This window comes from Microvirga sp. GCM10011540, assembly GCF_042650665.1.
In the GTDB taxonomy this organism is placed as follows: domain Bacteria; phylum Pseudomonadota; class Alphaproteobacteria; order Rhizobiales; family Beijerinckiaceae; genus Microvirga; species Microvirga lenta.
In genome coordinates, this window is record NZ_JBHSBQ010000128.1 from 18104 (window position 1) to 38509 (window position 20406).

21 protein-coding genes are annotated in these 20406 nt (G+C 66.3%); 11 read left to right on the top strand and 10 right to left on the bottom strand.

Annotated elements, in window-relative coordinates; translation table 11 throughout:
* The first annotated feature begins 28 nt into the window (after window positions 1–28).
* Window positions 29–439 carry a GNAT family N-acetyltransferase gene (locus ACFOYU_RS18770; RefSeq protein ID WP_377034782.1) on the top strand — a complete coding sequence of 137 codons (411 nt, stop codon included), beginning with the start codon at window positions 29–31 and terminating at the stop codon, window positions 437–439.
* 63 nt (window positions 440–502) lie between these two features.
* Window positions 503–3235, top strand: coding sequence for a bifunctional acetate--CoA ligase family protein/GNAT family N-acetyltransferase (locus ACFOYU_RS18775; protein ID WP_377034783.1), 2733 nt, complete (start codon window positions 503–505; stop codon window positions 3233–3235).
* 189 nt (window positions 3236–3424) lie between these two features.
* Here ACFOYU_RS18775 and bfr read toward each other — a convergent pair whose 3' ends face one another.
* The 8 genes from bfr to ACFOYU_RS18815 form a co-directional block, all read right to left on the bottom strand.
* Window positions 3425–3904: a bacterioferritin gene (gene bfr, locus ACFOYU_RS18780; protein WP_226739899.1), complete on the bottom strand. Its 480-nt coding sequence runs from the start codon at window positions 3902–3904 to the stop codon at window positions 3425–3427.
* Window positions 3905–3987: 83 nt separating this feature from the next.
* Window positions 3988–4245 (bottom strand): bacterioferritin-associated ferredoxin, encoded by a 258-nt coding sequence (locus tag ACFOYU_RS18785; RefSeq protein WP_226739897.1) that lies wholly within the window; start codon window positions 4243–4245, stop codon window positions 3988–3990.
* A 116-nt stretch (window positions 4246–4361) separates the two neighbouring features.
* The gene (locus ACFOYU_RS18790; protein WP_377034784.1) at window positions 4362–4931 is read right to left on the bottom strand and encodes a putative glycolipid-binding domain-containing protein; all 570 of its coding nucleotides are present in this window, start codon (window positions 4929–4931) and stop codon (window positions 4362–4364) included.
* 1 nt (window position 4932) lies between these two features.
* Window positions 4933–5604 (bottom strand): lactate utilization protein C, encoded by a 672-nt coding sequence (locus ACFOYU_RS18795; RefSeq protein ID WP_377034785.1) that lies wholly within the window; start codon window positions 5602–5604, stop codon window positions 4933–4935.
* Entirely contained in the window at window positions 5601–7034 is a 1434-nt protein-coding gene (locus ACFOYU_RS18800; protein WP_226739892.1) for a LutB/LldF family L-lactate oxidation iron-sulfur protein, read from the bottom strand. The genes ACFOYU_RS18795 and ACFOYU_RS18800 overlap by 4 nt, the downstream gene beginning before the upstream one ends.
* On the bottom strand, window positions 7031–7561 hold the full coding sequence (locus ACFOYU_RS18805) for a DUF6653 family protein (protein WP_377034786.1): 531 nt from the start codon (window positions 7559–7561) through the stop codon (window positions 7031–7033). Before ACFOYU_RS18805 ends, ACFOYU_RS18800 begins: the two co-directional genes overlap by 4 nt.
* Window positions 7558–8361 (bottom strand): (Fe-S)-binding protein, encoded by an 804-nt coding sequence (locus ACFOYU_RS18810; protein ID WP_377034787.1) that lies wholly within the window; start codon window positions 8359–8361, stop codon window positions 7558–7560. The genes ACFOYU_RS18805 and ACFOYU_RS18810 overlap by 4 nt, the downstream gene beginning before the upstream one ends.
* On the bottom strand, window positions 8358–8747 hold the full coding sequence (locus ACFOYU_RS18815) for a cytochrome c family protein (RefSeq protein WP_226739885.1): 390 nt from the start codon (window positions 8745–8747) through the stop codon (window positions 8358–8360). Before ACFOYU_RS18815 ends, ACFOYU_RS18810 begins: the two co-directional genes overlap by 4 nt.
* 140 nt (window positions 8748–8887) lie before the next feature.
* Here ACFOYU_RS18815 and ACFOYU_RS18820 point away from each other — a divergent pair, with 140 nt between their 5' ends.
* The 6 genes from ACFOYU_RS18820 to ACFOYU_RS18845 all read left to right on the top strand — a co-directional run bounded on the left by ACFOYU_RS18820 (window position 8888) and on the right by ACFOYU_RS18845 (window position 16044).
* A complete protein-coding gene (locus tag ACFOYU_RS18820; protein ID WP_226739882.1) occupies window positions 8888–10321 on the top strand; it encodes an FAD-linked oxidase C-terminal domain-containing protein in 1434 nt (477 codons plus the stop codon).
* Window positions 10318–11502, top strand: coding sequence for a glycolate oxidase subunit GlcE (gene glcE / locus ACFOYU_RS18825; RefSeq protein ID WP_226739880.1), 1185 nt, complete (start codon window positions 10318–10320; stop codon window positions 11500–11502). The genes ACFOYU_RS18820 and glcE overlap by 4 nt, the downstream gene beginning before the upstream one ends.
* Window positions 11503–11621: 119 nt before the next feature.
* On the top strand, window positions 11622–12977 hold the full coding sequence (gene glcF / locus ACFOYU_RS18830; RefSeq protein ID WP_377034788.1) for a glycolate oxidase subunit GlcF: 1356 nt from the start codon (window positions 11622–11624) through the stop codon (window positions 12975–12977).
* 72 nt (window positions 12978–13049) lie between these two features.
* A complete protein-coding gene (locus ACFOYU_RS18835) occupies window positions 13050–14591 on the top strand; it encodes a chromosome partitioning protein ParA (protein WP_377034789.1) in 1542 nt (513 codons plus the stop codon).
* Window positions 14592–14682: 91 nt separating this feature from the next.
* Entirely contained in the window at window positions 14683–15273 is a 591-nt protein-coding gene (locus tag ACFOYU_RS18840; RefSeq protein ID WP_377034790.1) for an NUDIX hydrolase, read from the top strand.
* A 57-nt stretch (window positions 15274–15330) separates the two neighbouring features.
* Window positions 15331–16044: a DUF2076 domain-containing protein gene (locus tag ACFOYU_RS18845; RefSeq protein ID WP_377034791.1), complete on the top strand. Its 714-nt coding sequence runs from the start codon at window positions 15331–15333 to the stop codon at window positions 16042–16044.
* 79 nt (window positions 16045–16123) lie between these two features.
* Here the strand turns inward: ACFOYU_RS18845 and ACFOYU_RS18850 are convergent, their stop codons facing one another.
* Both ACFOYU_RS18850 and ACFOYU_RS18855 read right to left on the bottom strand, forming a co-directional pair.
* Entirely contained in the window at window positions 16124–16453 is a 330-nt protein-coding gene (locus ACFOYU_RS18850; protein ID WP_377034792.1) for a DMT family transporter, read from the bottom strand.
* 406 nt (window positions 16454–16859) lie between these two features.
* Window positions 16860–17630: a L,D-transpeptidase gene (locus ACFOYU_RS18855; protein ID WP_377034793.1), complete on the bottom strand. Its 771-nt coding sequence runs from the start codon at window positions 17628–17630 to the stop codon at window positions 16860–16862.
* Between the two features lie 218 nt (window positions 17631–17848).
* Between ACFOYU_RS18855 and ACFOYU_RS18860 the strand changes: the two genes are divergently transcribed.
* The 3 genes from ACFOYU_RS18860 to groL form a co-directional block, all read left to right on the top strand.
* Window positions 17849–18694 carry a DMT family transporter gene (locus tag ACFOYU_RS18860; protein WP_226739866.1) on the top strand — a complete coding sequence of 282 codons (846 nt, stop codon included), beginning with the start codon at window positions 17849–17851 and terminating at the stop codon, window positions 18692–18694.
* A gap of 190 nt (window positions 18695–18884) precedes the next feature.
* The gene (gene groES, locus ACFOYU_RS18865) at window positions 18885–19172 is read left to right on the top strand and encodes a co-chaperone GroES (protein WP_226739864.1); all 288 of its coding nucleotides are present in this window, start codon (window positions 18885–18887) and stop codon (window positions 19170–19172) included.
* Window positions 19173–19238: 66 nt separating this feature from the next.
* Window positions 19239–20406, top strand: a 1168-nt coding sequence (groL, locus tag ACFOYU_RS18870) for a chaperonin GroEL (RefSeq protein ID WP_377034794.1), incomplete at its 3' end; no start/stop codon positions are given.

Consider the following 20406-nt stretch of genomic DNA (forward strand, 5'->3'; position numbering starts at 1 on the left):
CCGGCTGCGCCGAGGAAGCCTCTCCGACATGGAGAGCATCGCAAGGCTGCACCGCCACGTGCGGAGGACGAGCCTTCCCTATCTGCCGGACCTGCATACGCCCGAGGAGGACCTGGCGTTCTTCCGGAACCGGGTCTTTCCGGCCGCCGAGGTGTGGCTGGCGGAGAGCGAGGCGGAACTGGCCGGCTTCGCGGCCGTGAGAGAGGGCTGGCTCGACCACCTCTACGTGTCGCCGTCTCGGCACGGCCGCGGCATCGGCTCTGCGCTGCTGGCCCGGGCCAAGGAGAGCCGTCGGCAGCTCGATCTCTGGACCTTCCAGGCCAACGGACAGGCGCGCCGGTTCTACGAGCGACGCGGGTTCAGGCTCGTCGAGCTGACGGACGGCTCGGCGAACGAGGAGCGGGTGCCGGACGCCCGCTATCGGTGGGTCGACGATTGATCCCTGCCGGTTTGGCGTTAGGTTGCTTCAACCGCTCTCACCCTCCCGAGACGAAGGATCGTCATGTCCACCTATCGCCTCGACAAGCTCTTCGCGCCGCGTTCCGTCGCCGTGGTCGGAGTCAGCCCCCGGCACGGCTCCCTCGGCCTGACTTTCCTGCACAACCTGGTGGAGGGCGGTTTCGAAGGGGCGCTCTACCCGGTCAATCCGCATCACCGCGAGATCGAGGGCAGGCGTTGCTACGCTTCGCTGGACGACCTGCCGGAGGTCCCGGACCTCGTCATCGTCTCCGTGCCGCCGCGCAATGTGCTGGACGTGATCGAGGATGCGGGGCGGGCGGGCGTCGCTGCGGCGATCATCGCGACGGCCGGGCTCGGATACGGAGAGGGATCGCTGGCCGACAAGGCCCGTCTTGCGGCGCGCCGCCACGGCCTTCGCATCGTGGGCCCCAACTGCATCGGCGTGATCGCGCCGCGAGCCAAGTTGAACGCCAGTTTCGCGGTTCGCGGTGCGAAGCCGGGGGATCTGGCGCTCGTCTCGCAGTCGGGGGCGGTGGCGGCCGGTCTCGTGGAATGGGCCGCCCATCGCCAGGTGGGGTTCTCGGCCATCGTGTCCCTCGGCGACAAGGTCGATGTGGACTTCAGCGACTGCCTGGACTTCTTCTCCTCGGACGGCGGAACGAGGGCGATCCTCCTCTACATCGAATCCATCGACAATGCCCGCAAGTTCATGTCGGCGGCCCGTGCCGCGGCCCGCACCAAGCCGGTGGTGGTGATCAAGGCCGGGCGCCACGCGCAGGGCGCCAAGGCCGCCGCGACCCATACCGGCGCGCTTGCCGGATCGGACGCGGTCTACGATGCCGCGTTCCGCCGCGCCGGCCTGCTGCGCGTGCTCGACCTCGACCAGCTCTTCGCGGCGGCCGAGACCCTCGGCCGGCAGAAGCCTTTTCCGGGCAACCGCCTCGCCATCCTCACCAATGGCGGCGGCGTCGGGGTTCTCGCCGTCGACCGGCTCATCGATCTCGGCGGCACCCTCGCGACCATTTCGGACGAGACCCTCGCTCGTCTCGATGCCATTCTGCCGCCCACTTGGTCGCATGCGAACCCGGTCGACATCATCGGCGATGCCGATCCCGCCCGCTATTCGGGGGCCTTGGAGGCACTTCTTGCCGATCAGGAGAACGATGCCGTCCTCATCCTGAACGTCCCGACGGCGGTCACCGGCGCGGCGGAAGCGGCCAAGGCCGTGGCGGATGTGGTCCGGCGGGACCGCGCGAAAGGGTTTCGCCAGAAGCCCGTCTTCGCCGCCTGGATCGGCGAGGACCCGGATTCCGCCCGCGTCTTCGAGGAGGTTCGCATTCCGCATTTCTCCACCGAGGCCGATGCGGTTCGCGGGTTCCTGCAGCTCGTGCGCTATCGCGAGGCGCAGAACGAGCTGATGGAGACGCCCGACAGCCTCCCGCACGACTTCGCGCCGGATGCGGCCGGCGCCCAGCGGATCGTCGAGGGCGTCCTGGCGCAGAACCGGCGCTGGCTCGATCCCCTCGAGGTCAATGCGCTCCTGCGGGCCTACGACATCCCCACGGCGCCCGTGATCCTGGCCAAGACGCCGGAAGAGGCCGCCAGGGCGGCGCAGCCCATCCTGGCCGAGGGCGGGACCGTGGCGGTCAAGATCCTGTCCCCGGACATCGTGCACAAATCCGACATCGGGGGCGTGAAGCTCGACCTGACGACGGAGGAGGCGGTCCGGAAGGCTGCCGCGGACATCTTCGAGCGGGCGGCGCGGCTGAAGCCGGACGCCGCCATCACCGGCGTGACTATCCAGCCCATGATCCGGCGCACGAAGGCGCGCGAGCTGATCATGGGCATCGCCGACGATCCGTCCTTCGGGCCCGTCATCCTGTTCGGGCGCGGCGGCACGGCGGTGGAGGTCATCAACGACAAGGCGCTCGCCCTTCCGCCCCTCGACCTCAAGCTGGCGGACGATCTCATTCACCGCACCCGCGTCTCCCGCATCCTGAAGGCTTATCGCGACGTTCCCGCCGCCGACGAGCGGGCCATCGCCCTGGTCCTGGTGAAGCTGGCGCAGCTCGCCGCCGATCTGCCGGAGGTGCGCGAGCTCGATATCAACCCTCTCCTGGCGGACCATACCGGGGTCATCGCGGTCGATGCCCGCGTGGCGGTGGCGCCGGTCTCGGCCGAAGCCCGCAAGGGGAGGGGACATCCCCGGTTCGCCGTGCGGCCTTACCCGAAGGAGTGGGAGCGCGTCATCGCCCTGCGCAACGGCCGCGAGGCTTTCGTGCGTCCGGTCCGGCCGGAGGACGAGGAGGAGTTCCGCCGCTTTTTCGAGCGCATCACGCCCGAGGACCTGCGCCTGCGCTTCTTCGCGCCCGTGCGCGACTTCAGCCACACCTTCCTGGCCCGTCTCACCCAGCTCGACTACGCCCGCGCCATCGCCTTCGTGGCCTTCGACCGCGACAGCGGCGAGATGATGGGCGCCGTCCGCGTCCATGCGGATGCCAACCACGAGACCGGGGAATACGGCATTCTCCTGCGCTCCGACCTGAAGGGACTCGGCCTCGGCTGGGAGCTGATGAAGCTCATGATCGAATGGGCGAGGGTGGAGGGCTTGCGCGAGATCGAGGGGCAGGTGCTGCGCGAGAACTCGACCATGCTCGACATGTGCCGCAGCCTCGGCTTCTCGATCCGCACGGACCCGGACGATTTGGAGCTGCGTATCGTGACGCTGCCGATCGCGACCATGGACGAGCCGGCCAAATGGGCGCAGACCGCCTGACCCGACGCCGGCAGAGATCGGAGAGGAGCGGACAGGATCGAGCGGAAATCCGTCTTTCGTGCCGCTCCGGGCCGGCGTGGAATGCAAAAGCATGGGCCGGAGGCGGCCCGCTTCGCGACACAGGCCTTCACGCCAGGGCGGCGGGAGCGCTGTTACACTCCGGCATCCCCGGCGAATAGCAAAATGGTCTTAGTCGTCGAGGCCGCCGATATGCTTCTGGGCATAAAGCTCGACGCCGATCTGCTCGACGAGGTTGAGCTGGGTTTCCAGGAAGTCGATATGGCCTTCCTCGTCCGCCATCAGCTCCTCGAACAGGTTCTTGGACACACGGTCGCCGACGCTGTCGCAGTAGGCTGCCGCCTCGCCGTAGAGGTTGCGGGCTTCGTGCTCGGCCGCGAGATCGCATTCCAGGATTTCCTGAATGTTCTGGCCGATCCGCAGCGGATCGAGGACCTGCAGGTTGGCAAAGCCTTCCAGGAAGATGATGCGCTCGATGAAGCGATCCGCATGATGCATCTCTTCGATGGATTCCTTGCGCCAGGTCTTGGCGAGCTCCTTATAGCCCCAATCGTCCAGCAGCCGGTAATGGAGCCAGTACTGGTTGACCGCCGTCAGCTCGCTGCGCAGGCCACGATTGAGATAGTCGATAACCTTCGGATCGCCCTTCATCCTATCCTCTCGTCGAAGCGGCTCCCCTGTGGGAGCGCCGTGCTATTTAGAGGATTTATGAACTAGGGAGGAAGATCCATTCTTCAAAGGGTCGGCTCTGCGGCGGCTTTTTCCAGGCTCGTGGGACAGCAGCCGCGCTGGCAGGCCGCGATGGGCTCGGCTCCCGCATCGGCGAGGGCCTTGTCCATGATCGAGCGGATCGTCCGCACGCAGCGACCGCAATTGGGGCTGCAACCCAGACAGCGATAGACCTGGGCGGGCGTGCGCGGGCAATCCGGCCCCGGCTTGAGGCAGGCTTTCACGTCACCGTCGGAGAACACATTGCAGGAGCAGACGATCATGGCGCGCTAGTTTAGAAGAGTTAAAAACTACGTTTTCTTTCAATGACTTAACGCAGATATTGGGTCGCTTGCCAAGTCCGTGAACCGCGCCGAGTTGTCACGGTTGGCCGCGTGTCTCAGCTCAGACGCCGGAAGAGGCGGGGGTAGTTCATCACGAAGCCGTCCCCATCCACCGGGAGGTCGGCTCGGAAGCCGCTCTCCAGGCTCTCGAACCGGTATTGAGCACCCGGATCGAGAGCCGTGTAACAATGTTCTTGCGCCTCGACGGACAGGGACGGCACCCAGATATAAGCCACGCGCATGATGGCGCTTTGACCCTTGTCAAGATTCAGCCGCCGGATCGGGAGCGTGTTGGTCAGGGGCGTGGCCTGGATGTCGATGTCGATGCAGCCGTGAAGATCCGGGCGCGGCTGTCCGTCGGCGCGCCATGAGCCCTGGCCGTCCGATTGCAGATGCAGACTTGGGCCGGTCGTCGCCTCCAGACGGGCCTCGCGGATACGCCACGCCTCGTCCATGACGAGACGATATGTCAGACCGTAACAGGCGCTCTCCTCCGCGCCGACGATCACGCCGGCGGCGACGGTCCCGCTCCCCTCGGGGCGGATGTCCACATGCTCGAGCCCATCTTCGAGCCCCTCCCAGGACGACCAGCGAATGGTGCGTGCTGTGGGAGGGCCGAAGGCCATGTCAGTCCCTCACCACGACCACATGCAGACGGCGCGGGCCGTGGGCGCCGAGGAGCAGGGTCTGCTCGATGTCGCCGGAGCGGGAGGGGCCGGTGATCCAGTTCACCGTGCGCGGCATTCCGCCCTTGCCGTAGGCGAAGCGCACCCGGCTCCAGACCGACTCGTAGTCCCGGGCGATGTCCTTCGCGGAGACCACGATGATGTGGTTGTCGGGCAGGAAGTTGAGGGTCGAGGGATTCTCGGGGCCCGACACCATCGCCAGGGTGCCGGATTCGGCGATGCCGCCGAAAGCGTGGCCGACGGCGTTGAGGTCGTTTCCTTCGCTCGGCCCGTGGGCAATCTCGAGAGCGGTCTCGGACCACGGCATGGCCCTGAGACGCGGGTCGTCGCCCATGCGCAGGGTCGCAGGCAGATTGTGATTGCGCAGGAAGAGCGCGATGGATTGCGGCACTTCCGCCGGCGAGGCGACCTCCGTCACTGTGGCAAGGGAGGTTTCGACCATGGTCTTGAACAGGGCGATCCGCTCGTCGCCGGATACCTGCCCGCGCTCGGGAATGACGCCTTTCGGCGCGCGCTCCAGCCTCTCGGTGACCATCTGCCGCCGGATCGTGTCGGAGCCTTTGACTCCGAGGGACCGGCGGATATTGGCGAAGATGTCGTCGCGGGCGCTCATGCGGCTCGTCCCTTGCGCTCGCGCCGCCAGCGGGCCTGGAAGGTCTCGCCCTGCGGTGCGGGGAAATCCCGGTATTTCGTCCAGCCTTTCGCCAGAGGAAGCCAGGCGAAGCGCCCCTTCCCGCGTCCGGCGAGGCCGAGCGCGCCCATGGCCGCCCGGGTCGCCAGCCGGTAAAGGGCGGGGCGCTTGGCGAAGAAGCCCCAGGTCTTGATGCCGGAGCGCACGGTCGCCGGGCTCAGGTGCCGCTCGAACTCCCGTTCGCGCCAGTGACGCATCAGCTTGGGCAGGGGAATGCGCACAGGACAGACGCTCTCGCAGCGTCCGCAGAAGGTGGAGGCGTTGGGCAGGTGCCCTGCCTTGTCGACGCCGATCAGGGTCGGGGTCAGGACCGCGCCCATGGGGCCGGGATAGACCCAGCCGTAAGCGTGCCCGCCCACCGCGTGATAGACGGGGCAGTGATTCATGCAGGCGCCGCAGCGGATGCAGCGCAGCATCTCCTCGAAGCTGGTGCCCAGCATCGACGAGCGGCCGTTGTCGAGGATGACCACGTGATAGTTCTCCGGCCCGTCCGCATCGCCGGGGCGGCGCGGACCGGTCGAGAAGGTGGTGTAGACCGACAGCTCCTGGCCGGTCGCCGAGCGGGCGAGGACGCGCAGGATCTGGCTCACGTCCTCGAGCGTCGGAACGAGCTTCTCGATGGAGGCGAGCACTATGTGCGTCTTCGGCAGGATCTGGGTCAGGTCGCCGTTGCCCTCGTTGGTGACGATGACCGAGGTGCCGGTTTCCGCCACGAGGAAGTTCGCGCCCGTGATGCCCACATCCGCCGCGAGGAAGCGCTCGCGCAGCACGGCGCGGGCCTCGGTCAGCAGCTGCACCGGCTCGGAGAGATCGCGCTTGGCGTCGAGATGGGTATGGACGCGGCGGAAGTCCTGCTCGACCTGGGTGGCGTTGAGATGCACCGCGGGTGCGATGATGTGGCTCGGCAGCTCGTTGCGGAGCTGAATGATGTACTCGCCGAGATCCGTCTCGACCGGCACGATGCCGTGTGCCTCGAGGTGGTGATTGATGCCGATCTCCTCGGAGATCATCGACTTGCCCTTCGTCACCGTCCGGGCGCCGGCCTCGCGGCAGATGCCGAGAATGATGCTGCGCGCCTCCTCGGCGTTGCGGGCGAAATGCACGTGCCCGCCCGACGCCTTCACCTTGTCCTCGTAGGTTTCGAGGTAGAGGTCGAGGTGCCGGAGCGTGTGGTCCTTGATGTCCCTCGCGGAGTCCCGCAGGGCCTCGAATTCGGGCAGCTTCTCGGCGGCCTTGACGCGCTTGTCGATGAAGCCCTGCTTCACGTTGCCGAGCGCCTTCTGGAGCTGGGCGTCGCCGAGCGCCTGTGCGGCGTTCTTCTTGAACTGAGGAGAGGTGGTGTGAACGGTCATCGGGCCTCTTTCTGAGCCGGGCGGAGCCAGGCGGCATACGGCTGATGCTTGTCTTTCATGTCGTCATAGAGCCAAACCATGCGGTCGCAGAACCACATCTTCGAAAGCCATGTCGCGATGCCGCCGGAAACGGTCATGAGAAGGTCATTCAGGACCGCGCCGGCAAGGGCAACGGCGAAGCCTGCGGCAGATAGTCCCGACAGGATCCGGGCCATGCGCGCGTGATCGGCCGGGATCGGCACGGCCTTCCTGTTCAGCCAGACCCGCTCCCCGAACGTGGCCTTCGCGCTCCACGTATCCGTGCGGCCGGGGGCCGGAAACAGGCGCGGATTGAGCCACAGCCAGAGGATCGTGACGGCGACCGGCACGAGAGCCCAGGCCCCCAGCCACGCATGGCTCCAGACCGCCAGCAGCAGGACCGGCAGGGAGAGGACCCGTGTCCAGACGCTCCAGGGGCTGGCATGCCGCTCCCAGGTGCTCTCGTCCATGCGGAAGAGGCGAGCCGCGATATGGCCGTGATCGGTCATGGGCGGCGGGGATCCTTCGCGGCGGCGATGGGCGGATCGTCCGTCATGCCGGCGAGAACCTCCGCCACGTGGCGCACCTCGATGGGCTTGCCTTCCCGGCTGAGCTTGCCCGCCATGTTCATGAGGCAGCCGAGATCTCCCGCCAGGAGGGTGGAGGCGCCGGTCTCGGAGACGTGCTTGGTCTTCGCGTCCACGATGGCGCCCGAGATGTCGCTGTACTTGACCGCGAAGGTGCCGCCGAAGCCGCAGCAGACGTCGCTCTCGTTCAGCTCCACGAGAGTCACGCCCTCCATGCTGGCGAGAAGCCGCCGCGGCTGGGCCCTGACGCCGAGCTCGCGCAGGCCCGAGCAGGAATCGTGGTAGGTGACGGTGCCCTCGAACGCGGAGTCGACCTTCGTCACCCCGAGCACGTCGACCAGGAAGCTCGTCAGCTCCCAGGTCCTGGCCGCCAGGGCATTCGCCCGCGGCAGCCAGTTCGGGTCGTCGGCGAAGAGCTCCGGATAATGGGTCTTGATCATGCCCGCACAGGACCCCGAGGGAGCGACGACGTAGTCGTACCCCCGGAACGCCTCGATCACCTGTTCGGCGAGATCGCGGGTCGTCCCCCTGTCGCCCGAATTGTAGGCCGGCTGGCCGCAGCAGGTCTGCACGGGGACGTCCACCGTGCAGCCGGCATCCTCCAGGAGCTTCACGGCCGCGAAGCCCACGGAGGGGCGCATCAGGTCGACCAGGCAGGTGACGAAAAGGCCGATACGGGGTTTCATCCGGCGCTCGCCGCTTGCGGAGGCGGGAGCGCTCATTGGGTCGCCTTCGCTCCCTGGGCGTCGAACTGCTTGAGGTAGGCGACCAGGTCGTTGATGCGCTTCTCGTCCTTCAGTCCGGCATAGATCATCTTGGTGCCGGGGATCTTGGCCCTGGGGTTCTGGATGTACTCCCGGAAGGTGGCCTCGTCCCAGGTGATGCCCGAATTCTTGTTGGCCGGGGAGTAGTTGTAGCCCTCGACCGAACCGGCGGTGCGGCCGAAGAGCCCGTTCAGGTGCGGACCGACCGCGTTCTTGGCGGTGGGACCGACCTGATGGCAGGCCCGGCATTGGGCGAACACCTTCTCGCCGGCTGCTGCGTCCTGGGCTTGGGCGGAGCCGAGCCCGGCGAGAACGAGGGCGGCGGAGAGAGCGAGTGAGCGCATCCAAAAACTCCTTTGCTTGCATGGCCGAGCCATCCTAGAGAGATTCTACATTATTGGAAAAATCCCCCAAGAGCAGCTACCTTCTTGCGAGGACGGCCATGCGTCGGAAGCTGCCGCGCGTTCAGTCAGGGAGTGGTGCCGTGTCGATTGCATTTCCAAAGCCGGACGAGGCCATCCTGTCCCGCAGGGCGCAGATCATCGCCGGCCTGCAGCGGCTTGTCGCCCCGGAGGCACTCATCACGACCGAGGACGAGCGCCGGGCCTTCGAGACCGACGGGCTGACCGCCTACCGGCAGATGCCCCTGGCCGTGCTGCTTCCGTCCTCCACGGAGGAGGTCTCGGCCATCATGCGCTTCTGTCAGCAGAACGGCGTGAAGGTGGTGCCGCGCGGCGCGGGGACGTCCCTCTGCGGCGGCGCCATCCCGCAGGAGGACGCCATCGTGCTCGGCGTCTCCAAGATGAACCGGGTCCTCGACATCGACTTCGAGAACCGCACCGCCCATGTGGAGGCCGGCATCACCAATCTGGCGATCAGCCAGGCCGTCGCCCATGAGGGCTTCTTCTACGCCCCCGACCCGTCGAGCCAGCTCGCCTGCACCATCGCCGGCAACATCGCCATGAATTCCGGCGGAGCCCACTGCCTGAAATACGGTGTGACCACCAACAACCTGCTCGGCGTGACCCTGGTCCTGCTCGACGGCACTGTGGTGAAGCTCGGGGGCGATCATCTCGACAGCGCCGGATACGACCTGCTCGGCCTGGTCTGCGGCTCGGAAGGGCAGCTCGGCATCGTCACCGAGGCGGTGGTGCGCATCCTGCGCGCCGCCGAAGGCGCGCGGCCGGCGCTCTTCGGTTTCGAGCGGGTGGAGGACGCGGGCGCCTGCGTGGCCGCCGTCATCGCGGCGGGCATCATTCCGGTGGCCCTCGAATACATGGACAAGCCCGCCATCCAGATCTGCGAGGCCTTCGCCCATGCGGGCTATCCCCTCGACGTGGAGGCGATGCTGATCGTCGAGGTCGAGGGTTCGGACCAGGAGATCGACGACATGCTTCGGCGCATCGTCGCCATCGCCGAGCCGTTCCGGCCCAAGACCATCAAGGTCTCGCAATCGGAGGCCGAGAGCGCCGCGATCTGGAAGGGGCGCAAATCCGCCTTCGGGGCCACGGGCCGCGTCGCCGACTACATCTGCATGGACGGCACCATTCCGACCGGTCAGCTGCCTTACGTGCTCAAGCGCATCGACGAGATCGCGAAATCCTACGGACTCGGCGTCGCCAACGTGTTCCATGCGGGCGACGGCAACCTGCATCCACTCGTCATGTTCAACACCAACGAGCCGGGCGAGATGGAGAAGGCCGAGAAGGCGGGCGAGGACATCCTGCGCCTGTGCGTCGAGGTCGGCGGCTGCCTCACCGGCGAGCACGGGGTCGGCATCGAGAAGCGCGATCTCATGACCCATCAGTTCAACGCGGCCGATCTCGCCCAGCAGATGCGGGTCCGCGGGGTGTTCGACCCGCTCTGGCTGCTCAACCCCGCCAAGGTCTTCCCCCTCGACGGGAGACTCGCCGCGTGACGCTTCTTCTTCCTCGCGACGAGCAGGACGCATCCACGATCATCGGCGAAGCGGCTGCCAAGGGCACCCTGCTGAGCCTCTCGGGTCAGAACACCAAGGCCGCGATGGGGCGCCCGAACCAGACGGATGCCTCGGTCTCGTCCTCGGCCCTGTCGGGCGTCACCCTCTACGAACCCGCCGAACTCGTGATTTCGGCCCGCAGCGGGACGCCGGTCTCGGAGGTCGTCCGGACCCTGGCGGAGAAGGGGCAGGAGCTGCCCTTCGAGCCGGTCGACTACCGGCCGCTCCTGGGTTCGCGGGGCGAGCCGACCATCGGCGCGGTCGCAGCCATGAACATTTCGGGCCCCCGCCGGATCATGGCGGGCGCGGCGCGCGACAGCCTCATCGGCGTGCGCTTCGTCAACGGGCGCGGCGAGGTCATCAAATCGGGCGGCCGGGTGATGAAGAACGTCACCGGGCTCGATCTGGTCAAGCTCATGTCCGGCTCCTGGGGCACGCTGGGCTTCCTCACCGAGGTGACGTTCAAGGTGCTTCCCAAGCCCGAGCGGATGTCGACCCTGCTCATGCGCGGCCTCGACGACCGGGCCGCGATCCAGGCCCTGTCGCAGGCGCTCGGATCGCCCTTCGACGTCACCGGCGCGGCGCATCTGCCCGGTCGCGACCGCCAGGGCGCCCGCACCTTGATCCGGCTCGAGGGCTTCTCGCTGTCCGTCGATTACCGCCTCAACGAGCTGCGCCGCCTCCTCAAGGGATTCGAGGCCGCCGACATTCTGGAAGGGAAGGGGGCGAATGCCCTCTGGCAGTCGGTGCGCGATGCGACCGTTCTGACGGAGCAGGGCGAGCGGGCCGTCTGGCGCGTCTCGACGGCGCCCACGCGCGGGCCGGACCTCGCCGCCCGTGTGGCCCGGTCCGTGGATGCCCAGTGGTTCTACGATTGGGGCGGCGGTCTCGTCTGGATCGCGACGCCGCCCGCCGGGGATGCGGGCGCGGCCGCCATCCGGGAGGCGACAGGAATCTTCGGCGGACACGCGACGCTGGTGCGGGCCCCGGCGGAGGTCAGGGCCCAGGTCGACGTGTTCGAGCCGCAGACCGGGCCGGTGATGGCGCTCACGCGCGGCATCAAGGCCTCCCTCGATCCGTCGGGAATTCTGAATCCGGGCCGGATGTATGCGGGTCTCTAGGATGGCAGGAAGCGCGACCCGGCGGTATCGTGCGACGAATATCGCTCTCGACACCGGCGGCACGCCTGTCATCAACCCGGTGAAGGCCGCCAACCCGTGGCAGGCGGGGAGCTAGGACAATGCAGACGAACTTCACTCCCGATCAGCTCAAGGATCCGGCAATGGCGAGTTCGGAGAAGATCCTCCGGACCTGCGTTCATTGCGGCTTCTGCACCGCCACCTGTCCCACTTATCTGCTGCTGGGAGACGAGCTCGACTCGCCCCGCGGGCGCATCTACCTCATGAAGGACATGCTGGAGGGCGGGAAGCCCGCCACGCCGGAGGTGGTGAAGCACATCGACCGCTGCCTGTCGTGCCTCTCCTGCATGACCACCTGTCCGTCGGGCGTGCACTACATGCACCTCGTCGACCATGCCCGCGCCTATATCGAGGCGACCTACACGCGGCCGTGGCACGACCGGCTTCTGCGCTCGCTCCTGGCGAACGTGCTGCCCTATCCCGGCCGTTTCCGCTTCGCGATGGGGGCCGCCATGGTGGCCAAGCCGTTCAAGGGGCTCGTCGGGGCGATCCCGTATGTGGGCTCGCGGCTCAAGGCGATCCTCGATCTGGCGCCGGCCCGGGTTCCCGCCCGCTCGCCCTTCGACAATCCCGGAGCATTCAAGCCCGAAGGTTCGCGTCGCGGCCGGGTCGCCATGCTCTCCGGTTGCGCCCAGCCGGTTCTCAAGCCCGGGTTCAACGAGGCGGCAATCCGCCTTCTCAACCGCCACGGCATCGAGGTGGTCCAGCCGAAGGGCGAGGGCTGCTGCGGCGCCCTGGTCCATCACATGGGGCGGGACGAGGAAAGCCACCGCTTCGCCAAGCGCAACATCGACGTCTGGATCGCCGAGATGGACGGCGAGGGGCTGGATGCCATCATCATCACGGCCTCGGGCTGCGGCACCACCATCAAGGATTACGGCTTCATGTTCCGGGACGACCCGGACTATGCCGACAAGGCCGCCCGGGTCTCCGCGCTCGCCAAGGACGTCACGGAATACATGGCAGGCCTGAAGCTCATGGAGCCCGTGGTGAGGCAGGATCTCGTCGTCGCCTACCACTCCGCCTGCTCGATGCAGCACGGCCAGCAGATCCGGACCGAGCCCAAGGCGCTCCTCAAGCAGGCGGGCTTCACCGTCAAGGACGTGCCGGAAGGCCATATCTGCTGCGGCTCGGCCGGAACCTACAACCTGCTGCAGCCGGAGATCGCGGGTCAGCTCAGGGCCCGGAAGGTGGCCAATATCGAGCGCACCAAGCCCGACCTCATCGCCACCGGCAATATCGGCTGCATGACCCAGATCGGCAAAGGCACCGCCATTCCCATCGTCCATACGGTCGAGCTTCTCGACTGGGCGACGGGCGGGCCGATACCGGAAGCTTTGGAGAGCGCGGGCTTCAAGGACCGGCTGTCCCGCCCGGCGCCGATCGCCGCCGAATGACCCTATGACATTGATGCGCAACGAAATTATATTTCCACTCCTGCGCAGTCTCGGCTAAAAGATCCCTGAAGTATGTATTTCGTACCGGAAGGGGACGGCGTCATGGCATCGGGTTGGTCGTCTTTCAAGAACCGCTTCGGCAAGAGGTCGCAAGGGGAAATCGAGGATTCCCCGGCCGAGCAGGTCATCGTCACACAGGCGCTTCCGGCTCCGCAGCCCGCCCAGCCCAAGAGCGAGGCCATCGTGGTGCGCCCGGACGGGGCGCTCGACTCCGTCGGCCAGAAGAACGAGCTGATCCGGGTCCGCTTCGCCAACCTGATCGACCGGCTGGAGGAAATCCGCAGCCTCAAGGACGACTTCACCTTGCTCAGCGAGCCGGTCTACGACCTGATCCGCAGCTATCCGCAGCTCCAGTCGCGCCTTCTCGAAACGGAGGCGGTGCTCCGGCAGGAGACGGAGACCACGGGTACCCTGCGCCGGGAGCTGGCCGATCTCTCCGCCGCCCAGGCCCGCATATCGGACGACCTGTCCGCCACGGTGTCCCAGTTGCGCAAGGCCGAGGCCAAGGTGCGCGAGCAGGATTCCTTCATCGAGGACCTACGCCTCAACGTGAAGGACAAGGAGGCCATCGTCGCCGACCTGGAGAACCAGCTCTCCATCGAGACCGAGCGCGCCCGCAACATCACGGAAGAGAACCAGGCCCTGCGCCTCGAAGCCCAAGAGGCGGACCAGACCGTCGCCCGTGCCGAGCGGGAGCTGATTGAGACCCGCGAGCGGAACGGCCTGCTCGACCACGAGGTGAAGCGGCTTCAGAAGGTGGCTGAGGAGCAGAACTATCGCCTCTCCAGCCTGACGAACCGTTATGGAGAGCTCGAGACCCAGCTCGAGGCCACCCGCCAGCGGGCGTCGGAGCTCGAGACCAAGCTCATGGCCGAACAGGTTCTGCGCCAGCGCCTGGAGACGCAGCTCGATTCCGAGCGCTCGGCGCATCAGACCGACCTGTCGGCCCTCGACATGAAGATCGAGGGGCTCAATTCCCGCCTCGGCGCCACGGACAAGATCCTGGCCCATACCCGCGACCAGCTCCGCGACAAGAACGAGGCGCTGCGCGGCGTCGAGCGCCACCTGAAAGAGACCACCATCGAGAAGAACACCCTGGAGCGCCGCCTGGAGGCGACCCAGCAGGAGGTCGAGCGCCAGGTCGCCATGGTCAACGAGCTGCAGCGCTCACGCATCGAGCTGCAGGAGCGCGTCGAGATGCTGGGCAAGGCCATCGCCGCCAAGGACTTCCAGATCGAGAGCTCCGACAACAAGGTGGCGAGCCTGACCGAGCGCATCGACCAGCTCACCAAGCGGTTCGAGCAGGAGCGCAACACCCTGGAGGCCGCCAACCGCCGCCTCACCAAGGAGCTGCAGAACGAGAAGGCCGAGCGCTCCCTCATGCAGGGCGCCCTCGAAATCGCCCGCGAGAGCCGCATCAAGATCCAGAAGAAATACATCTCCCTGCGAAAGAAGACCCGTCTCGACACGGCCGAGGAGGATCCTACCCTCTTCGACGACGAGGAGATGGTCGAGACCAATGTCAGGCCGCTCAAGTCGCCCGACGCGGAATAAGGAACCTCAGGCCCCGCTTCGGCGGGGCTTCTGCTTGAGGCGGGCGCCGGACGGCCTTAACGGTAAAGGCCCCGGTTGAGCAGGTTTCTCCATGAGCTTCGATCCCGCTTCCTTTCGCCGACACGTCCTGGCGGTGCTGGACGGCCACGCCGCCGCGTTCGGCGTGCCGGAGGAGCGGCATGAGATATTGCGAGGCCAGATCGCCCGCGAAGACGAAATCCATTCCCGCCGCACCTTTCCGGGCCATGTCACCACCTCGGCCATCGTCCTCGACGGGAGGGGCAGGCGCACGCTGCTCATCCGGCACCGCTCCCTCGGGCGCTGGCTGCAGCCGGGCGGGCATTACGAGCCGCCGGACAGCCTGGCGGGCTCCGCCCTGCGGGAGGCGGTCGAGGAAACGGGTTTGCGCAACCTGCGCCTCGATCCTTGGCATCGGGAAACGGGCCTGCCCGTCGACATCGACAGCCACCGCATCCCGGCCCGCCCGGAGCGCGACGAGCCGGAGCACTGGCACCACGATATCCGCTATGTCGTGAGGGCGGAGGAGGGGCACGAGATGCGCCCCGATCTCGCGGAGGTCGAGCAGGCCGAGTGGCGCTGCGTGTCGGACCTCGGGACGATCATGCCGCAGGCCCTGGAAAACATGCACAAGCTTGGCTTCATTTCGACATCCAGCCTCTAACAAACCGTTCGGCGGTGCTTACATCTCGATCACCCGCAGGTTTGAAGGAGGCTTGCCATGAACGACCAGGAACGCGAGGTCATTTCCGATATTTTCCGACGCCTCGAGCAGGTGGCGAACCAGCCGCGCGATCCGGAGGCCGAGCGCCTGATCGCCGACAAGCTGCGTCAGCAGCCCTATGCGCCCTATGCCATGGCCCAGACGATCTTCGTTCAGGAGCAGGCCCTCGGCAATCTCCAGGCGGAGAACGAGCAACTGCGCGCGGAACTCGACCAGGCCCGGCGCCAGCCGCAGCAGGGCGGTTTCCTGTCCGGTCTCTTCGGCGGCGGCTCGCGTCCGCAGGAGCCCACCTATCGCCATCCTCCGGGCCAGGCTTCGCCCTGGGGCGCTCCCCAGCCGCAGCACATGCAGCAGCCCTATGGCGGTCCGCAGGGCGGCATGATGAGCAGCGGCAGACCCGGTCCCTGGGGCGGCGGCATGATGCAGCAGCGCAGCGGCGGCGGCTTCCTCCAGGGCGCCCTGTCGACGGCTGCCGGTGTGGCGGGCGGCATGATGATCGCCAATGCCCTGTCCCATGCCTTCGGCGGGAACGATGCCGCCGGAACCAGCATGGCTGCGGCGGATGCCGGTGCGGCCGACCTTGCAAGTGGTCAGGGCGCGGATGCCGGCAACGCCGGGATCACGGAATCGCTCTACGAGAATCCGCAGGGCGGGCATGACGACTACGCCGATTTCGGCGGCGACGGCGGGGATGGGGGCGACTGGGCCTGAACCCTGTTCGATCTGCCCCGAACGCCCGCCGAAAGGCGGGCGTTCCTGTTGCGGGAAGGCTTGTCCTTTCCTGCTGCCCTCAATGCCCGGTCGTCCGGGAGAACAGGTTGATCACCAGAACGCCCGTCACAATGAGAGCCATGCCCAGGATAGCCGGCCCGTCCAGGGGCTGACGGTAGAAAACCCAGCCGGCCAGGGCGATCAGAACGATCCCGATGCCGGACCAGAGCGCGTAGGCGATGCCGACCGGGATCGTCCGCAGGGTCAGGGACAGGCAGTAGAACGCCAGGCCGTAGCCGAGGATGACGATCACCGAGGGGCCGAGGCGCGTGAAGCCCTCCGCCGCCTTGAGCGCCGAGGTGGCGATCACTTCACAGATGATGGCCGCGAACAGATAGACGTAGTTCATGGGGCTGACGGACTCTCCTGGCACTGGCCGGCATCGACGTCGAGCGGCATGTTCCCGCTGCTCCAGGCGGAACCGGCCTCCGATGAATACGTCGCCGACAGTAATAGCGGATCCTATATATTCATATAGGTAGTCGCGATAAAATATTGCGTTTCCCGGTGCTCGGCATTATACCTATATGAACAAGTAGTATCTGACGATATATTATTGAAAACGGCGTTTTTGTTTGTGGATTATCTTGCTTTTGTTCCAGATCTGATCCTCGAATTCTGTAATAATATCCGAAAAACCCCATTCCGTCAGAACTTTTAGGGAACATTCGCAGGCGCGGCGCCACACAAGGAAACGCCGCCCGGTCGCAACTGCGACGGGCGGCGACATGCTCCCTGGAACAGGAAGGCAGGGCTTAGATCACCACCACCTGAGCGCCGACCCGGACCCGTTTGTAGAGATCGACCACATCGCTGTTGAGCATGCGGATGCAGCCGGACGACACCGCCTGGCCGATCGTGTGCGGCTCGTTGGTGCCGTGGATGCGATAGAGCGACGAGCCGAGATAGAGCGCGCGGGCGCCGAGCGGGTTGTCGGGGCCGCCTTCCATGAATTTCGGCAGGTCGGGGCGGCGCCTCAGCATCTCGGCCGGCGGACGCCAGCTCGGCCATTCGCGCTTCATCGTGACCTTCTTGCGCCCGGCCCATTCGAAGCCCGGACGGCCGACACCGATGCCGTAGCGGATGGCGCGACCGCCTTCCTGGACGAGATAGAGGAACCTGTTGGGCGTATCGACGATGATCGTGCCAGGCTTCTCCCGGCCGCGATAGGACACAATCTGGCGCTGGAACTGCGGCGCGATCGCATAATCGATGCTGTTGTCGTAGCCGTAGTCGCTCTCGTAATCCTGCGGCAGGGCGGCGACCGCCGTGCCGGAGCGCCGGTAGGTGCGCGTCTCGTAGGGATAGCCGGTCATGGGATCGACCGGGACGCCCTGATAGGCGGAGCGGGCGCGGGCGGACGGCCGGGTGACCAGCGGATAGCCAGGATCGTACCCGTCCCTCGTCACGGCATAGGGATAATCGTAGGCCGGCGTCACGTAGCGGTAGCCCATCGGCTGGGCGAAGCTGGTGGCCGGGATCGAGGCGGCGAGAAGGAAGAGGGAGCAGGGAAGCCAAGCACGCATCGAAGCATCCTGTCGTTGGTGAGTTTCGGATTTAACGGAAAGCCTGGCGATTGTTTCCGTCAAGGTTGCAGAAATTGCTACTGCAGGCCGATGAAATTCCTTTCCTGTCGACAGGCATGAAAACGGATGGTGCGGCCCCGGGGGAAGTGCTGTAAGAGCGCTCGAAAGGCCGGAGAAGCCTCCATTCCGGAGGCTACCTTCCAGATCGTCGAGACATCATGAATTTCGGTCCCGCCTTGCGGGCTGCCGCGGGCATCGCGGTCCTGTCCGTCATGGACGCGGTCATCAAGGGGATGTCCGCGTACTATCCCACGTTCCAGATCGCCTTCCTGCGTTTCGCCTGCGGCTCCCTCATCGCGACCGGCGTGGTGCTGGCCGTGCGGCCGGGATGGCCCAGCCGTGAGACCGTGACGGCGAACCTGCTGCGCTCCGTCGCCGGCGTCGTGACGGCCGTCAGCTTCTTCTACGCCCTGGGCGAGCTGCCCCTGGCCGAGACCCTTGTGCTGTCGTTCCTGTCGCCGATGTTCATCGCCCTGTTCGGCCTGCTCATGCTGAAGGAGCGGGTCGACGCCAGGATCATCGGTGCCATCGTCGTCGGGTTCGCCGGAACCCTCGTGGTCGTCCTGGGGCAGTCGGGCGAGGCGGAGGCGGCCCGCTCCTGGTCCGGTGTCGCGGCGGCGCTTCTGTCCGCCGTCACCTATGCCCTGAGCCTCGTGCTCCTGCGCCAGCGGGCGCAGCGCGACAAGTTCATGCACATCGTGTTCTTCCAGAACATCGGCCCGGCGACCCTTGTCATGCCTTTCGGCCTTCTGTTCTGGCAGCCCCTCGACCTGACCCACCTCGCCTGGTTCATGTCCATGGGCGTCCTCGGGGTCATCGGCCACGTCCTGATGGCGACCGCATACGCCAAGGCGGAAGCGGCGCGGCTCGCTCCGCTGGAATACACCGCGTTGATCTGGGCCGCGGCCATCGGCTACGGGGTGTTCCATGAGATCCCGACCTGGGCGACCCTCGGCGGCGGCGTCCTGATCGTTGCCGCTGCGATGGTGACGTCCCGGCGCTAGCGGGGGAGGTGGCCGCCCGCCGCCATGCCCATACGTTAACGATCGTTAATCAGATTGGGTGGGATGTCTTGACTCGCCTCCGCGACAAGCTTATCTCGCGGCCAGCGTTGGCACTCGATCTCGGACAGTGCTAACAGCAGACAAGGACGCAGCCACTGGGGGCTGCGCTAACAGTCAAAGAGGAAGTTCCATGAAGTTCCGTCCGCTGCACGACCGCGTCGTCGTCCGCCGCATCGATGCCGAAGAGAAGACCAAGGGCGGCATCATCATCCCGGACACCGCGAAGGAAAAGCCGCAAGAGGGTGAAGTCGTCGCCGTCGGCCCCGGTGCCCGCGACGAGAACGGCAAGGTTGTTGCCCTCGACGTGAAGGCCGGCGATCGCGTGCTCTTCGGCAAGTGGTCCGGCACCGAGGTTCGTATCGACGGTCAGGACCTCCTGATCATGAAGGAATCCGACATCATGGGCGTGGTCGCGTAACACGCGGACGCGCTTTCCCGAAGCTAGTCGAACCCAACGAGTCCAAGTCAACTGGAGGCATAGCCCATGGCTGCCAAAGACGTTAAGTTTTCCTCCGATGCCCGCGATAAGATGCTGCGCGGCGTCGACATCCTCGCCGATGCGGTGAAGGTCACGCTCGGCCCCAAGGGCCGCAACGTGGTAATCGAGAAGTCCTTCGGCGCCCCGCGCATCACCAAGGACGGCGTCACCGTCGCCAAGGAGATCGAGCTTTCCGACAAGTTCGAGAACATGGGCGCCCAGATGGTCCGCGAGGTCGCCTCGAAGACCAACGACATCGCCGGCGACGGCACCACCACCGCGACCGTTCTGGCCCAGGCCATCGTCCGCGAGGGCGCCAAGGCTGTGGCCGCCGGCATGAACCCGATGGACCTCAAGCGCGGCATCGATCTCGCCGTCACCGAGGCCATCAAGGACATCCAGGCCCGCGCCAAGAAGGTGGCTTCCTCCGATGAGGTCGCCCAGGTCGGCACCATTTCCGCCAACGGCGACAAGGACATCGGCGAGATGATCGCCCATGCCATGCAGAAGGTCGGCAACGAGGGCGTGATCACCGTCGAGGAAGCCAAGACCGCCGAGACCGAGCTCGACGTGGTCGAGGGCATGCAGTTCGACCGCGGCTATCTTTCGCCGTACTTCATCACCAACGCCGAGAAGATGGTGGCCGAGCTCGAGGATCCCTACATCCTCATCCACGAGAAGAAGCTCTCCTCGCTCCAGGCCATGCTGCCGATCCTCGAGGCCGTCGTTCAGACCGGCAAGCCGCTCCTCATCATCGCCGAGGACGTGGAAGGCGAGGCTCTCGCCACCCTCGTGGTGAACAAGCTGCGTGGCGGCCTGAAGATCGCCGCCGTCAAGGCTCCGGGCTTCGGCGACCGCCGCAAGGCCATGCTCGAGGACATCGCCGTCCTGACCGCCGGTCAGACGATCTCCGAAGATCTCGGCATCAAGCTCGAGAACGTGACCCTCAACATGCTGGGCCGCGCCAAGCGCGTCCGCATCGAGAAGGAAAACACCACGATCATCGACGGCGCCGGCAAGAAGGCCGACATCGAGGCTCGCGTGGGCCAGATCAAGGCGCAGATCGAGGAGACCACCTCGGACTACGACCGTGAGAAGCTCCAGGAGCGTCTCGCCAAGCTGGCGGGCGGCGTGGCCGTCATCCGCGTCGGCGGCGCCACCGAGGTCGAGGTCA